General features: G+C 39.6%; 19 protein-coding genes and 1 riboswitch. Of the genes, 5 read left to right on the forward strand and 14 right to left on the reverse strand.

From position 1 onward, the window contains the following. Positions 1-48: 48 nt before the first annotated feature. The 4 genes from IGJ15_RS10575 (at position 49) to IGJ15_RS10590 (ending at position 2,827) form a co-directional block, all read left to right on the forward strand. Positions 49-633, forward strand: coding sequence for an AAA family ATPase (locus IGJ15_RS10575; RefSeq protein ID WP_060793076.1), 585 nt, complete (start codon positions 49-51; stop codon positions 631-633). A gap of 103 nt (positions 634-736) precedes the next feature. Then, complete coding sequence (locus IGJ15_RS10580; protein ID WP_074535039.1) at positions 737-1,159, forward strand: glyoxalase; 423 nt, start codon at positions 737-739, stop codon at positions 1,157-1,159. A gap of 223 nt (positions 1,160-1,382) precedes the next feature. Then, positions 1,383-1,571 (forward strand): hypothetical protein, encoded by a 189-nt coding sequence (locus IGJ15_RS10585; protein WP_005225554.1) that lies wholly within the window; start codon positions 1,383-1,385, stop codon positions 1,569-1,571. A gap of 404 nt (positions 1,572-1,975) precedes the next feature. Then, complete coding sequence (locus IGJ15_RS10590; RefSeq protein WP_081116612.1) at positions 1,976-2,827, forward strand: Rgg/GadR/MutR family transcriptional regulator; 852 nt, start codon at positions 1,976-1,978, stop codon at positions 2,825-2,827. A gap of 73 nt (positions 2,828-2,900) precedes the next feature. Here IGJ15_RS10590 and IGJ15_RS10595 read toward each other — a convergent pair whose 3' ends face one another. From IGJ15_RS10595 to IGJ15_RS10610, 4 genes are all read right to left on the reverse strand, one after another. Further along, entirely contained in the window at positions 2,901-4,127 is a 1,227-nt protein-coding gene (locus tag IGJ15_RS10595) for a glycoside hydrolase family 3 protein (RefSeq protein ID WP_194186024.1), read from the reverse strand. A 130-nt stretch (positions 4,128-4,257) separates the two neighbouring features. After that, complete coding sequence (locus tag IGJ15_RS10600; RefSeq protein WP_121261863.1) at positions 4,258-4,788, reverse strand: folate family ECF transporter S component; 531 nt, start codon at positions 4,786-4,788, stop codon at positions 4,258-4,260. Positions 4,789-4,814: 26 nt separating this feature from the next. Then, a riboswitch (THF riboswitch) is annotated at positions 4,815-4,916 on the reverse strand. Between the two features lie 232 nt (positions 4,917-5,148). Next, positions 5,149-5,331 (reverse strand): hypothetical protein, encoded by a 183-nt coding sequence (locus tag IGJ15_RS10605; protein WP_005225550.1) that lies wholly within the window; start codon positions 5,329-5,331, stop codon positions 5,149-5,151. Between the two features lie 31 nt (positions 5,332-5,362). Beyond that, positions 5,363-6,628, reverse strand: coding sequence for an MFS transporter (locus IGJ15_RS10610; RefSeq protein WP_074932126.1), 1,266 nt, complete (start codon positions 6,626-6,628; stop codon positions 5,363-5,365). A gap of 222 nt (positions 6,629-6,850) precedes the next feature. Here IGJ15_RS10610 and IGJ15_RS10615 point away from each other — a divergent pair, with 222 nt between their 5' ends. Next, the gene (locus IGJ15_RS10615; protein WP_061054390.1) at positions 6,851-7,507 is read left to right on the forward strand and encodes a Crp/Fnr family transcriptional regulator; all 657 of its coding nucleotides are present in this window, start codon (positions 6,851-6,853) and stop codon (positions 7,505-7,507) included. 144 nt (positions 7,508-7,651) lie between these two features. On the opposite strand, the gene IGJ15_RS10620 is transcribed toward IGJ15_RS10615, so the two are convergent. The 10 genes from IGJ15_RS10620 to IGJ15_RS10665 all read right to left on the reverse strand — a co-directional run bounded on the left by IGJ15_RS10620 (position 7,652) and on the right by IGJ15_RS10665 (position 14,896). Beyond that, the gene (locus IGJ15_RS10620; RefSeq protein WP_430599067.1) at positions 7,652-8,257 is read right to left on the reverse strand and encodes an SIS domain-containing protein; all 606 of its coding nucleotides are present in this window, start codon (positions 8,255-8,257) and stop codon (positions 7,652-7,654) included. A 14-nt stretch (positions 8,258-8,271) separates the two neighbouring features. Further along, positions 8,272-8,766, reverse strand: coding sequence for a PTS sugar transporter subunit IIB (locus IGJ15_RS10625; RefSeq protein WP_121261871.1), 495 nt, complete (start codon positions 8,764-8,766; stop codon positions 8,272-8,274). Further along, a complete protein-coding gene (locus tag IGJ15_RS10630; protein ID WP_016608203.1) occupies positions 8,763-9,845 on the reverse strand; it encodes a PucR family transcriptional regulator in 1,083 nt (360 codons plus the stop codon). Before IGJ15_RS10630 ends, IGJ15_RS10625 begins: the two co-directional genes overlap by 4 nt. 72 nt (positions 9,846-9,917) lie before the next feature. After that, positions 9,918-10,814, reverse strand: a complete 897-nt coding sequence (gene dapA, locus IGJ15_RS10635) for a 4-hydroxy-tetrahydrodipicolinate synthase (protein ID WP_121261875.1) — start codon at positions 10,812-10,814, stop codon at positions 9,918-9,920. 4 nt (positions 10,815-10,818) lie between these two features. After that, positions 10,819-11,211: a PTS sugar transporter subunit IIA gene (locus IGJ15_RS10640; RefSeq protein ID WP_228074079.1), complete on the reverse strand. Its 393-nt coding sequence runs from the start codon at positions 11,209-11,211 to the stop codon at positions 10,819-10,821. Positions 11,212-11,232: 21 nt separating this feature from the next. Then, entirely contained in the window at positions 11,233-12,159 is a 927-nt protein-coding gene (locus IGJ15_RS10645) for a phosphoglycerate dehydrogenase (RefSeq protein WP_121261879.1), read from the reverse strand. Between the two features lie 12 nt (positions 12,160-12,171). Continuing rightward, complete coding sequence (locus IGJ15_RS10650; protein WP_016621554.1) at positions 12,172-13,005, reverse strand: PTS system mannose/fructose/sorbose family transporter subunit IID; 834 nt, start codon at positions 13,003-13,005, stop codon at positions 12,172-12,174. Next, positions 13,002-13,751 (reverse strand): PTS mannose/fructose/sorbose/N-acetylgalactosamine transporter subunit IIC, encoded by a 750-nt coding sequence (locus tag IGJ15_RS10655; RefSeq protein WP_016608209.1) that lies wholly within the window; start codon positions 13,749-13,751, stop codon positions 13,002-13,004. The genes IGJ15_RS10650 and IGJ15_RS10655 overlap by 4 nt, the downstream gene beginning before the upstream one ends. An 18-nt stretch (positions 13,752-13,769) precedes the next feature. Then, positions 13,770-14,249 carry a PTS system mannose/fructose/N-acetylgalactosamine-transporter subunit IIB gene (locus IGJ15_RS10660; protein WP_016608210.1) on the reverse strand — a complete coding sequence of 160 codons (480 nt, stop codon included), beginning with the start codon at positions 14,247-14,249 and terminating at the stop codon, positions 13,770-13,772. After that, positions 14,246-14,896, reverse strand: a complete 651-nt coding sequence (locus IGJ15_RS10665; RefSeq protein WP_016608211.1) for a KDPG and KHG aldolase — start codon at positions 14,894-14,896, stop codon at positions 14,246-14,248. Before IGJ15_RS10665 ends, IGJ15_RS10660 begins: the two co-directional genes overlap by 4 nt. Between the last annotated feature and the right edge of the window lie 136 nt (positions 14,897-15,032).

Here is a 15,032-nt window from a genome sequence, read left to right on the forward strand (position 1 = left end):
TACATTGCAAACCACCTTTGTTACGATTGATAAAAAGGATGTGTTGTGATGTCATTGATCGTCTTGATTGGCGCACAAGCCGCAGGGAAAATGACTGTGGGCAAAGAACTGGAAAAACGATTGGATGCAAAGCTTTTATTCAATCACCAGACCATTGATCTTTTTGCGAACTTTCTTGGCTATAGTCCCGCAGCATTCGCTTTGTCTAATCAAACACGGATCGAACTCTTCAAAGCCTTTGTTCAAAATGAAGCCAATAATACGACAAAATCAATCATTTTTACGGTCTTGATTGATTTCGATCAAGCGGGAGATTTAGCTTTTTTACAAGAGATCGCCCAACTATTTACCGATGCCCAGCAAAAGGTCTATTTTATCGAACTAGTGGCTGATATTGAGGAACGCTTAAAGCGCAATTGCCATGAGGACCGTTTAGCCGCAAAGCCGTCAAAAAGAGCGCTGGATTTTTCTAGAAACGAGCTTTTGTCTTCGTTTGAAAACTATCGCTTAGAAAGCCTGCCACAGGAATTAACTACCCTTTTTCCAACGATTCCTTCGCTGAAAATCAACAATACCCACTTATCACCTGATGAAGTGAGTCAAACAATTATTGCCCATTTTTCCTTGACTTAAGTGCCAAAGAAACGCCATTCTCAAGCTTTGCTTCAATACGAAATTGTCTATTGACTTTGACGCTGCGTCAAGCGGTATCCTCTAATTAAGAGGAGGTGTCAAAATGAAAGTATATGTTATGCCAATGTTTTATCAATTGAAGACAAAAGATATTGAACAATCATCAAAATGGTTTGCAGAAATCTTGGGTTTCCAGTCATTGTATCAGTTTCGCAATCAAGAAAATCAAGTGACGATGGACCATCTGCGTCTTGCTGACTACCAAGATTTGATGCTGATTGCCGCAGACTCGTTCACTGTTGGCGATGGGGCAATTTTGAATGTAGCGATGATTGATCTTAAGAATATCGCTCAAAAAATTCCCGAAAAGTGGATAGTGGAACCTTTGATGGAAAAGCCTTGGAATGCCCTTGAAATGACCATCAAAGACCCCAACGGTTATTTGTTTACCCTAACAGAGGCGATAAGAAAAAACGAATCAGACTTTCAAACCTTGATGGACCAAACCAAGGATTACTTACAATAAAAAGGAACCGAGTAAGAAGGATGGCTTTCTTACTCGGTTCCTTTTTTATAAAACTTGATTCTGGCAACAATGACAAAAACGAACGCTCCCTAAATTTTACTAGGAAGCCTTTTCCCCATCAGATATACCAATATACCTTTTTAGTATATTTTTAAATATTAAAGGTAATTATTAACACACTTAACTCAGAACATGCTACACTATTTAAAAAGGAGGAGTTCCTATGGAAAAGAAATCGCAGCTTCCGTGGTACAAGCGCAAAAAGTTCTACCTTCCAGTTGCCGTCGTCCTCGGCGTGATTGGGGTTCTTCCCAGTCTCGTCTCTCTTTTCGGGGTCTCGATCGATGATGAATTCAATCCTGATTACTATTCTGATCCGAATGAACCAATGTTCAAGAAAAAACAAAACTGACTGTTGGGATGCCGTATGCAGGTTTTTTGACCAACAAAAAAAGAGCAATCACTCGCTGTTGTGTTTGCTCCTTTTTTAAAAGGGATTCGGCAGACCTACGCACCTTGACAGGGTAAGCTGTTTGGGGAGAGGGCGTTTGAATGCGCGAATGAACAGTAACTTATTACGTGAAACCACTTATACTTTTTTCCTGTTAAAAAATCAATTGCTAACCAATCACAAAGGATCGATTATTTGAAGAAAGAAAAAACGTTAGCCATTAGTTCTACAACTTCCCAGGGAAAACTAAAAAAATCAAACATCCATTTCTCCTCCTTTAATTGACTTTCTTCAAGTTTACCCGCAAAATAAAGCTGTAACATATTTGGACTATTTTTCCGTCCACTTTTTTTAGGAGGGATTTTTTGAAGGCCAATGACTTGTTAAAAGAGTTACGAACGGAACGAAATATCTCACAGCGAAAATTGGTTGAGAACATTTCAGAACGCAGTACACTGGCAACCTTTGAACAAAAAGGGCACCGCATCGCCTTTGATATTTTGCACCAGTATTTGGACCGCTTAAATGTCACTTTGGAGGAATTTGAGTATCGCTTGGATGACAATCAAGTCAGCGAGAAAAAGCAGCTATCCAAACAGTTGACCACCGCTTACTATGAAAGCAAGTATTCTGAAGTCCTCTCTTTGATTAACAAAGCCCAAGCGCTGTATAAAACCACGAAGGATTTCTTCTATTATGTACTGTATAGTCAATTCTTTTTGATTTTAGAGAAAAAAGGCGTGGTTACCGACGAAGAAGAACGGCGCATCATCGAAGCGACCATCAAGAAATACTTGGAACGCATCGACACGTGGGGAAAATTTGAAATCTCCTTATTTACCAATCTGCTCTTCCTCTTTTCTGACGAGTACATCTTGTATCAAATGAAACACCTGAATAAAAAAATTTTTTACAGCAATGCATTAAGTATCAATTATCAAATCTACACAAAATTGCTGACGAATGCGGCTTTCTTGTTTATCGATCGCAAAAAACCTGCCGAGTTGGCGCATGTGCTGACGTATCTAGCCGATCACCTGCCGCCGGACAATGATCGTATCCGCTTGATGATTCGTTATTTCGAAGGCATCTACGCCTTGTTTCAAGGAGATCGTACGCTGGGAATGGCCACGATTGAAAAAGCACTGGATTATCTGCGTTTTATTGGGCAAGAAGCCTTTGCCAAAGAATTAGAGGCACTGGCTCAGAGTATCTAAAAAAAACCTGCTGCTTCCTCTCAGTAAGAGAACGACTCTCTTACACGGAGGAAACAGCAGGTTTATTTTTTTCTTAAAGTAAATGCAATGCTTCTTTCCAGAGCAAGACCCGTTTGACGGAAGCATTCAAATCAGCTTCTAAATAGCGGCCATCTTCAACCGCTTGTACCACAAAAGGAATCTGTTCTTGATAGGTAGAGGAGATCACTAGATCATTTCCCGCCTGCAACGCCTGTAGTGCGGCTTCTTTTTGCGGAATGAACTCAGAAAGTCCTGCCATATCCAAGTCATCCGTCATGATGACCCCTTTAAAATGCAATTCATTTCGCAGCAGCTCATGCACGGGTTTTGAAATAGAGGCGGGTACGGTCTTATCGATACTATTGACGATCGTATGGGCGACCAAAATACTATCGGCACCAGCTTTGATCCCTGCGGCAAAAGGCAGAAAATCCGTTTCCCGCAGTGCAGATAGCGGGCGGTCATCGGTGACGATTTCGACATGCGAGTCACGATTGTTGCCATAGCCAGGAAAATGCTTCAAGGTAGACCCAACGTGGTGTTTCTGTAAAACATGAACCACACGTTCTACAAACGCACTCGTGCCCTGCGCATCCATGCCAATGGTTCGGTCGTAGATAAAGGACTGCGGATCAGTGGAAACATCGGCAACGGGAAATAGCCCAGCATTGATGCCATAAGCTTTTAAAATTTCCGCTTTCGTTGCTGTATCTTCTTCGATCGCTGACCATCCACCTTGGGCATACAGCTGTTGTGGTGAGAGAAAACGCTGATCCGTAAGGTTCGGATTGCGGCTGATGCGAGTCACTGTGCCCCCTTCTTCATCCATACCGATCAACAGCGGAATGGCGCTGGCTGCTTGGTAATCTGCAATTTTGTTTTTTAAGCTCTCCGCCGTCTCATTTTCGGTATCACGGCCGAATAACAGATAGCCACCAAAGTGATACTTTTTAAGCTCTTCGATTTGATTGCTTTCAGGTACACGGACAAAAAACAATTGCCCGACCTTTTCCTCCAAACTCATCGTAGCGATTTTTTCTGCTATTGCCTCTTCTGACTGTTCTTGCGCGGAAGTTGAAACAGAAGTTGACGTGGAAACTGAGGTGGTTTCCTGACTTTCCCTGCTTTCTTCCTTTGTTTCGTCCCTCGAGCTGATTTGCTGGATCACGGCTGACTCCTCCGTTTGCTGTTTTTGCTGTTCTATCATCCACTTCATCCCTCCCATTGCTGCTAAGACCAAGAAAAGAAACAGTCCCATAGCGAGTCCTTTTTTATTCATAGGTTACCCTTCCCCTCTAAACAAGTTATTGAGAATGATTAAGCCAATCCTTAGAAAGAAAAAAGTGAACCACTGACGAAATATTCGCAGATGATTCACTTCAATGGATGTTATCGTTCTTTTTTACTCGTTAAACGAACCGTCGGATCAGCCGTTTGTATGGTACCGCACGCCCTACGATGTAAATCAACGCAGTTTGTATCGGGAACATGATGACTGCTTTTAGCAAGCGGACCGACCAGATCGCCCAGCTTGTCAAAGGAATATTCAGCATCATAGCTAACCAGATCGGTGTTAAGATCAAGGTTATTAAAAGTGTATTTAACAAGACGACCATCGCCGCTCGTTTTAATGTGACTTCTTTCCGATAAAAGAAGTAGCCATAAATCAGTCCACCAACGAAGGCATTGATGGTAAAGCCGAAAAAGTAGGCTGATTTTGGAAAAATCACCATTCCTGCGATATCGGCTAATGAGGAGCCAACTGCTGTCCAAAACGGACCAAACAGCATACCCATGATCAGCTGTGGTACAAAGGAAAATGTGATTTTGATATAGGAGGTTTCAAACCCCAAGATTTGCGACAAGACGACCATTAAGGCAATCAAAAGTCCCATGACCGCAATCATGTGTGCATCGACTTTTCTTTTCATAGTGAGCATCTCCTTTTAGAGTTGCTACAAATTCATGCAGCGAATGCGAAAATAAAACCGCGAACGAATGATCGTTCTTCGTCCGAAAGGCAACATCCCATCCTTTCAGCACTTAACGCTTTATTTCCTACTCTGATTTTTTTTAGGTATTGCTACCCAGACACACTATAGCATACAAGCGCGGACTGCTACAATTTTTCTTGCTTATTTTCTTGTACAAAATCTGCCAATGTTCGCTTTTCTTTTTTTGTGCATCAAAAAAACGCTTTTCTCATGTGAATCTTTCTACCACCAGCAAGTGAGCAGGAAACATTCTCAAAAAAAAGCGTTCATTCCTGTTTCTTGTTTCCTTTCAAGCCTTATGACAATTTACCCAATCAGATTGTCATTGATCAATACCGATTTGATGTCGCGTAATTGATGATCGATAGCAAGCTGTTCATGGGTCATTGTTGCGGTGACCTCTTTCATGGCATGCATTTCTTCATTCAATTCGTTGATATTCGTTACTAATTTGTTCAATGCTTCAATAATCAATTGATTGTTATCCATGGTGAAACACTCCTTTTTGTAATGGTTGAGGTTAGTCTTCTTCGTTGATTGGCTGCTTCATCGTACCAACGGCGGCAACTGCGCGTTTCGTTTTATAAAACAATTTGTATAAAACAAGGACGACGACTGGAATCAGTCCGCATAAGATGTAGATTTGCGAATAATCAAACAGACCGTGTAAGCTTCCTAATGCATAGGGACCTACGCCTAAGCCGAGATCCAGCCCGATGAAATAAGTGGAGAGCGCTACGCCGACACGGTGAGGATCGACTTCTTTCAGACAGACGGCTTGGCCATTGGACATGAAGGTGCCATAGCCCAAGCCGACAAAGCAACCCGCAAGCAACAACATCCAGCTGTTGCCGGTAATACTCAATAGGAAAAGACCAAGGGTCAAGAAAAGAAAGCTGGGATACATGACCGCATCTGCGCCATGGCGGTCAAATAGTTTGCCAGTCATTGGCCGTGTGAAGGTCACGGAAAGTGCATAGACGATGAAGAAAAAGGCACCGGCCGTTTCTAACCCAAGGTCACTGGCGTAGATCGACAAGAAGCCGAGAACGCTGGAATAAGCCAACCCGATCAAAAAGGCAATCCCAGAAATGAAAAAGACTTTTGGTTCGACAAAACTTTTGACGGACCATTTTTGCAGCTGTGCTTTGTGTTCTTCCGTCAATGGGATGTTTTTGACCGGGAACCAGAAACAAGCGATGGCTGTTGCGATCGATAAAATAGTTGCTAACCAAATAATGAAATCAAAGCCGACCGTCGGTAGTAATAGCATACCAATAAAAGGTCCGACCGCCGCTGCTAAACTAGTACTTAATCCATAGTAATTGATCCCTTCGCCATGTTTGGAAGCTGGGATATAAGCGGTGACGATCGCATTAGCCGCAGTCGAGACGGCACCATAAGCAAAGCCATTGAAAAAGCGCACCGCATCTAAAATATAAATGTTGACTGAGACCAAATAAGCAGCGGTGGTAATGACATAAAACAATATCCCCCAGCGCAAAACGGCTTTACGACCAACTAATTCTAAAATTTTTCCAACATACAAGCGAGCGATCAAGGTCCCGATAATGTAGATCCCCGCTGCCAAGCCAGCTTGTGCAGTGGATGCCCCTAACTCCTGCGTGGCAAATTTCGCGGTGATGACGACAAAACAATAATACACGAGAAAGACGATAAAATTGATCAAGGTAATCGTGATAAACCCTTTGTTCCATAGTTTTTCATTTTTAGTTGACGGCAACGAGCTGACGACTCCTTCTTGATTGGTTTCCCTATCTGACATGTTTCTTCCATTCCTCCTGTTTGTGCTGTGATGCGTTTTACTATACCGAAACTTCCTCTGCTTGAAATGCGCTTTTGCTGTTAAAAAAGAGCATTAACAAGAAACATTAACATTTGTTATTGCTTTTTCACCAGAAATGTCTTTTAATGAAGCATGAATAGAGGAAATTTCAGATTTTTTTCAGAAAATGTTGGGTTGGCATGAAGTGAAGGAGTAACGTGGGTGGAGAAACAGATATTACGTGATTATTTAGAAAAACAAGCAATACCGGTCGTTATCCGTAAGAAAAAGAGTTACTTGACATATGAAGGCATCCCGGATCGGTACGTCTATATTTTAAAAAAAGGCATCATCAAAACTAGCGTAGTGACCCATGAAGGGCGCGAATTCAACTTGCGCTATTTGACGGATTTTGAGATCGTCTCTTTGTTTAAAGACGAATCCTCTCAAGAAGTCGAAGCCCCTTTTAATGTGCGGGTTGAATCAGAAGAAGCCGAATTATACAAAATTGTGCGGGATCAATTTTGGGCAGATGTCAATCGTGATCGCCTGCTGCAGGATTATGTCAAAGAGTATTATCGAAGAAACTTGATGGATACGATGAAAAAGATGCAGCAAATGCTGATGAACGGCAAATTTGGTGCTGTCTGTACCCAAATCAATGAGCTGTATGAAACTTTTGGGGTTCAAACAACAGAGGGCGTCTTGATCGACTTTGAAGTCACCAATGAAGAGATCGCTCGCTTTTGCGGCATTACCTCTGCCAGCAGTGTCAATCGAATGATGCAAAAATTACGAGAATCTGGCGCCCTAAAAAGTGTCGATCGCAAACTATTAGTGACAGATATCGACTTTATTCGGGAGAATATTATTTATTGATTTTAGTGTGAATGAGCTATAGATGGAAACTAAATAGTAAAAGCATATAAAATGACAGGCACAACACTGCAATGAGTAAACTCATCATCGCTATGTTGTGCCTTGTATGGTATTTGTGTATCGCTGTATTTACTAATCAGTTTCTCAGTAGATACAAGATTCGCTCTTTTTCGATAAATGTTCCCCGATACTTCCAGCAGGATGCCATTTTAAATAAGTCTGAGCATCTAATTGCTTTTCTTCCTGCAGTAATATGGATAACTCTTGGATAACCATCATCTGAGCAAGAATCGAAGCTCTTGGCGGTTTTTTTAAATCATCCCCTTCTCTCACTACTTTTACAGTGATCGCATGTGTCGATAACTTAGCCATTGAAGAAGATGCATTACTAGAGATTGTTATAATCTTGGCATGATTATTTTTTAGCACTTGCAAAGTAGCAATCATTTCTTTCGTTTCTCCACTGTTTGAAATAGCGATCACTACATCATTTTCAGCAACCTGCCCACTTGAACCATGTACCGCCTCCGTACCATCCAAATAGTATGCAGGTGTACCAGTGGATGACAATAGTGATGCGCCATAGGCAGCAACATATGAAGGTTTTCCGATTCCTGTTAAATGAATACGTCCATTCTGCAATTCGCATCCCAATATTTCTTGGACAACTTTTTTCAAATCAGAATCATTCACGTTGCTAATCACACTGTTTATTGCCAGCTGGGCACTTTCTTTGTATTCCTTCAGCATCGTTGTTCACCTCCCTAAATTCTTATTTGTTCAAAAATACTATACTCCTTTACGTCCATTGGAGTTGTTTGGTAGTAAAAACGAATACCATTTTTCTGTAATTCGCGTATTTTCTGCAAATCTTTATCATCATAATAATAATCTAGCTTCTTAATCAAAAACCTACTTGCTGGATATGGTACTTGTACTTCTCTAAGCGGATAGCCGTTTTGATAAGCGGAATAAACATCAGAAATTTTTTTGAAAAGCAATATGATGTTTACTTTTCTCCCATCGGTATCCTTCTCTAATTCTTGATGAAAGGCTAATAACTGATCTGCAGAAAGTATCTTTACATTGATTGTTGAAGGTAAAGATAACTGAAGTACTTGTTCGAAAAATAGATCTCCTTTACTTTTTTCATCAACGATAATAATTTGACTCGCATTGACAAACCTGCTCCAATTTAACGCTACTGTCGCATGAAGCAATCGATTATCGACACGAACTAACTTTACTTTCCCGCTCATAGCTGCCCACCTGCCTGCTCTTGCTTTTGATCATTCTTAAACAGCTTAGAAAGCATGTAAAAAAGAACTTTCCCTTGGAACGTTCCCCTTATATCAAGTCCAAATTGTTCCTCGTATTTCTTTAGCTTATAAACGAGTGTGTTCTTATGAACAAAAAGTTTCTCTGCAGCCTGTGTGACATTATAGTCTGCTTGAAACAAACCGTCGGCAATCATCACCATTTCATCAATCTCACTTGTTGAAATAGTTTCGTAGTAATAGTTAAAGGTTTGATTTACTTTACTTTCAATTAAATATGAAACAAAAAAATCAACTTGATAGTCTTCAAAAAAGACAGTTTGATTGACCGCTATTCTTTTTTGATGGGTTAGCCACAAGCAAGCCTCATAACTCTGTTTATAATAGGAGAGTTTATTTTGAACAGATCCTACATAATACCTGCACTCTGCGAGTCCCCAATCTTTTAATTCCTCAATAAAGGAAGTAATTACTTCTTTTACCATTCCCATCTTGATTGATTGAGGTAAGGTTTTGAAAAGTAGGAGCCTTTTTGAATCTAATAACGCTAGAATCGTTCCTTTATGCTCTGTTCGATATTTCAGACGTTTCACTTCTTCTGCTTCAAACCCTCGGTTACTGCATATCAGTACTGCCACTCGTGGAAGCGTCCAGTCAATTTTCATTTCCTGCATCAATTCTTTTGTCGCTTGCAAATCCATCTTCTCTTCATCAAGCAATAATTTGATAAGCTGTTCGTCTAAACTAGCATTCATCTGTAAAAATTCGTCAGCTAGTTCATATTCTATTCGAGTAGCTAAGGACTGTGCGAGTAATCTACCGACAATTTCAATTTCGGAGTCTTCACTATAGACCCAAAGATAACCAAAATTCTGCTTTTTAACATGAACTTTGAAGAAGAGATTTCTCTTATCAGCGCTATGCAAAGGAATAATATTTCCAATCAAATTTTTTTCACTGCTGAATTTGATCCTTCCAGAATCATCTAGCAAGCCGATTACGTAATTGCGGTAGTCTTTGACGACTAAAATAAACTCATAAAAGATTTGTTCTAATTTCACTCTCGTCACCCTGTTTCATGAAATAATAGGTTTTAAACATTCTACCATTTTTGCAACAGTGTCTTGCTAATACTATAAAATATTTTGATTGCGAAATTCCTCAATCAACGTCTGGACTTTGTTCTGATCATCTGCGCTTAGTTCATTTACAGGTTTTCTTGCTGGGCCTACTTGTGCAATGCCTGCTTGTTCTACGGCATACTTCAATACCGAAGGAACACTTCCAAGAGGCAAAATACTTCTTAGTGACTCTATATGATTTTGATAGTTTCGGACTTTTGTCTCATTGCCTTCTCTTAAAGATTTATCTAACTGAACAAGGCTTTTTGTTAGAAGATTACTCGTTCCTGCAATAGCTCCTGATGCGCCTAATTGATACCCATCACTAATTCTCGAATCTGATCCCACTAGAACATCGATACCAGTTTCTTTACCTACTGACAGAAATGACTTTAATGTTTCTAAGTCCCCACTACTGTCTTTGATTGCTTGAATATTCCCGACAGCTTTCAACTCTTCGAGCAAGGAGGGAGAAATATTGCAGCCTGTATTCTTGGGAATGTTATAAAGAACGATAGGTATTCGAACCGATTGGGCAATCTCTTTAAAATAACCCAGTAACTCTTGTTGACTCGGTGTAATGAAATAAGGAGTAACAATAGATAATGCATCGACTCCTAAAGCTTCGGCTTCTCGGGACAGCCAGACTGCTTCTTTTGTTGCGCATGATCCAGTTCCAGCAAATACAGGAACGCGATGATCGGTTACTTCTACAACAAATTTTAGAAATGCTTTTTTTTCTTCCCTAGATAGTAGATGAAATTCACCATTGCTTCCTAAGGGAAAAATCCCTTGAACACCACAACTTATAAGATGCTCTATTAGTTCTTCTGCTGCCGAATAGTTAATCGCTTGTTCAGAATTTCTGTAAAAAGGGGTTAAAATTGGAGTGATGATGCCCTCGAACATAGTGTTAGTCCTCCTCAACTACTTGATTTGTATAGACAATGGCTTGCTGTGCCGATGCAATAAATTGCTGCATGATTTCAGTGTCTGACTGCTGATCCTTACTCATATACACTTCAATGAATAACGGCATACTAAGTCCTGCTATTACATGGTGTCCATATTTTCTGGTTAAAACAGTCAACACATTTGATGGGGTGCCACCAAACAAATCCACTAGAGCAATTGTGGTTCCAGACATTTTTCTTAACAAAGAATCAGCTTGATTCATAAAGTCTTCAAATGATTGTTGTGGAAGAAGTGAAATTGAATAAACATTTTCAAGATTACCTAAAATCATTTCTGCCGAATTTTTTAATTCTTCACCAAATTTTCCATGTGTTGCAATAATTATGTTCATTTCTTTCTCCTCTTTCATATATTACTGGAAATGATTAATAATCTTTTCTGCCGATAAATTACAGGTTCGTTTTTCTGCCTCTTCTGTTCGTGCTCCTATATGAGAAGTAAGATAAAAATTATCAAGTGTTATTAATTTATCTCCACATTGCGGGGGCTCCTTTGAAAAAACATCAAAGCAAGCTCTGCGAATTTTACCCTGTGTCAAGGCTTCATACAAGGCTTCTTCATCAACAATTCCTCCCCGAGCCGTATTTATTAAGCAAGCACTTTTCTTCATTTTTTCAAATGCCGTCTGTGAGAACATGTTTTTAGTTTCGTCTACGAGAGGAAGATGTAAAGACAGATAGTCCGCATGTAAAAGTATTTCTTCAAATGAAGCCTCATTAACCGCTGATTTTTTTAATTCATTTTCTTTGATTGGAAGAATATCTTGAACGAGGACCTTCATTCCTAAACTCAAGGCAATTTCAGCTAATCTTTTCCCGATCGCTCCATAACCAACAATTCCTAAAACTTTGCCTGAAATTTCATATCCTGTCGGCTTGTTCCAAAAACCGTCCTTGACTTCTGTGATATTTCTATAGAGATTTTTCGCATCCAAAAACATCAATGCAGCAACATGTTCAGCGACTGCATTCGTATTTGTTCCCAAAGTTCTTTCTACGACGATTCCTTTCTCCTTGCAAAAATCAGTATCGATATTATCAATACCTACACCAAATTTGCATATAATTTTTAGTCTGGGACAAGCTTCTAAAAATGAACGATCGATGTCGTCCACTCCCACAATTAACGCATCAGCGTCTTGGGATTTTTTTAGAAGTTCTTCTTTGGAATACGCTCTTCCAGTATCATTGTAATCCACGGTAAAACCAGCTTTTTCTAAAACTACTATTTCTTCTAAACCATAGGACGAAAAGCCTCTAGGCGTTATGACTAGCTTCATCTTGATTCTCCTTTATATAATTCCCAAAAATGTCAGTAAAATAGCAAATACCATTGTTACCAGAATGATCTGCAAATATTTTGGGCCGCGTTTAATAATATAAAAGTACATAGCCATTACTAAGAAAAACGGCAACATATTTGGCAAAATATCATTTAATAGCTCTTGTACTTTAACCGTCTCTGTGTCGCTGACAAATTCCAACGCTGTGGAGAAATTGACATAGGCTGCCGAAAGACAACCAATCATAAAGAGCCCAACAATACTTGCTATATCGATCACCTTTTTGATCATTCCAGAGTTTAAAATATTCAACACGGAATTCTTTCCAAATGTATATCCTTTGTTAAACAAAAGCCAAGACCAGCCAAACGACCAGGCAAGATAAATCAATCCTGGAATAAAAGCAGCAATAACTGAACCATTAAGAGCCATCGGAACAAAAATAGCTAATGGGATGGTTGCTACAATCCCTTGATCCACACTATCCCCAATACCAGCCAAAGGTCCCATCAATCCAATTTTTAAAGACTCGATGATTTCCGGTGTTATTTCTTCATTTCCATTTGCCCTTTGCTCTTCAAGAGAGATAACAATTCCATGAATTATACTTCCCCAGTCACAATTCGTATTAAACATTTGAACATGGCGTTGCATGGCAGCTTGCAATTCATCTGGATCATTTGCATATAGCTTTCTTAGAATCTTATTTAGAGAATAACTGAATGCTAATGCTTGCATCCTATCAAAACTAACAGGTACTTCTACTGCTAAGCACCATTTCCACCATGCCTTAAGCAGATCCATGCGGGTAATTTTCTTTTCAATGACTACATCTTGATTCATGCGTATTCCTCCTCATCAGAACTTTGTTTATATAACGAAGAAATCATTGCGATACATACAGCAAAAACGGCACCCGTCAGCATAGAAAAGCCCAAAACGGAATAAGCAAAGAAACCAATGACAAAAAATGGTAAATATTGCTTTTTCCCCATAACAACTAGCGTTAGCGCAAATCCTAATGCAGGTAGCATACCACCAGCATTTGAAAGTCCATTCATCAACCATTCGGGAATAATATTAATAAATGCTTGAACCACATTTGCTCCAAACATAGTCGCTACAAATACGGGAGTGAAATACAGTAAACCATTAGTCAACCAAGGAATGACGAATGAAAACAATGATAACCGTTCATATTGATGCTCAGAAACAAATTTATCCGCTTGGGTATTATAAAAGGAATTAATGGTTCTACGTACGTTATTTATCAACACACCCAGTACGCCAAAAGGAACCGCTAATGCAACCGCTGTGTTTGGATCTAGCCCATTTTGTAGAGCTGCAGGAATAGCAATACAAGCAGCTAAGGCACGATCACTGGGAATGTTTCCACCAGCCTCGATCCCTCCCATGTATAGAAGCTGGATCGTCGCCCCGTAAAGCAATCCAGCTGAAACATCGCCAAAAATCCAGCCAATCACTACTCCGAGTACAACTGGGTTTCTAAAAGCAAATGAAAAATAATACTGTGCTCTTCCCATTGCCAACCAATAAGTAAGACCTACTAAAATCGATGGTATCAACATTTTTTATTTCCCCCTAAGTCATAATTTTGCGACTGCTTTTTTTAGTGGTTCTGATGGATAATCTGGTGTGGTTTGCAAATAAATCGAAATCCCTTTCTTTTCTAAAGCCAAAAGTAGGTCTGCATCGGTCTGATCTAAAGTGATGGCATTATTCACTGCTTTTCTACCCGGACCTCCGCCTAAACCACCAATTTGAATTTCTTTTAAATCTAAGCCGTTCATCACTGTTTTATAAAGTTCTTGCACATTTTTAAATAAAAGCATAATCCGATTACGATCAAACTCCTTATTTTGAAAAGCAAGAACTGCCTGTTCGCTAGACAAAATTCGAATTTTAACACCTTTTGGTGCAGCCATTTTAAATACATCTTGCATAAAGGTATCTTGACTAAGCTGTGTATCAATCGTCACAATTTCATTAATGTCACATTGTTTAAGCCAACGGGTAATTACTTGTCCATGAATCAATCGAAAATCTACTCTTGTTAGTGCGATCATTTAAATCCCTCTTTTCGTATCTTTCTATTTGCTTCAATAATTTTGCAAATCTCTTTGGCATTTGTTTCGATTTCCTCAGATGAACCTTTCGTCAAAAGAGAACCAAAGCCGCAAACATCGACACCGTTTGCAAGCCAATCTCGCAAATTGCTCAAATCAATTCCCCCACTCGCTAGAATAGGCATATCGGGTAAAGGCGTCTTAAATACTTTGGGTAAACGTTCACCGTAAAAATCGGATATCGGAAACGCTTTAATAAATGAAGCACCTAATGTCAATGCTTCAACCGCTTCAGTAAAGCTTGTACAGCCAGGAGCATAAGGAATCTGGTATCGATTACATATTTTTGCGACTTCTTCACTATAATTTGGCGCTATGATAAACTGTGCCTCGTTTAAAATAGCATGACGAGCTGTTTCGCTATCCAGGACAGTCCCAGCGCCAACGATCAGTTTATCTTTGTATTTTTCACGTAACTGCCTTATCATGTTTCCAGCGCTATTTAACGTATAGCTCATCTCCATTACAGGAATTCCGCCACGAATACAGGCTTCGGCAATTTCGCAAGCCCTTTCAAAACTCTCAGTGCGAACAATTGCTAGTGCACCAACTTCAAACATACTTTTTGCGATCATTGTTTTCTTCATCTTTCTCACCTCTGATTAGTATTTTTCCATAATTTCATCAGAAAGAATATATTCATTGCACACAAAAAAAATTGGATTTTTTGTGTGTCAAAGGATATTTAAGAACACAAATCTTTAAAGAATAAAAAAAAACCTG

The organism is Enterococcus sp. AZ079 (genome assembly GCF_050547255.1).
Lineage (GTDB): Bacteria > Bacillota > Bacilli > Lactobacillales > Enterococcaceae > Enterococcus_D > Enterococcus_D casseliflavus.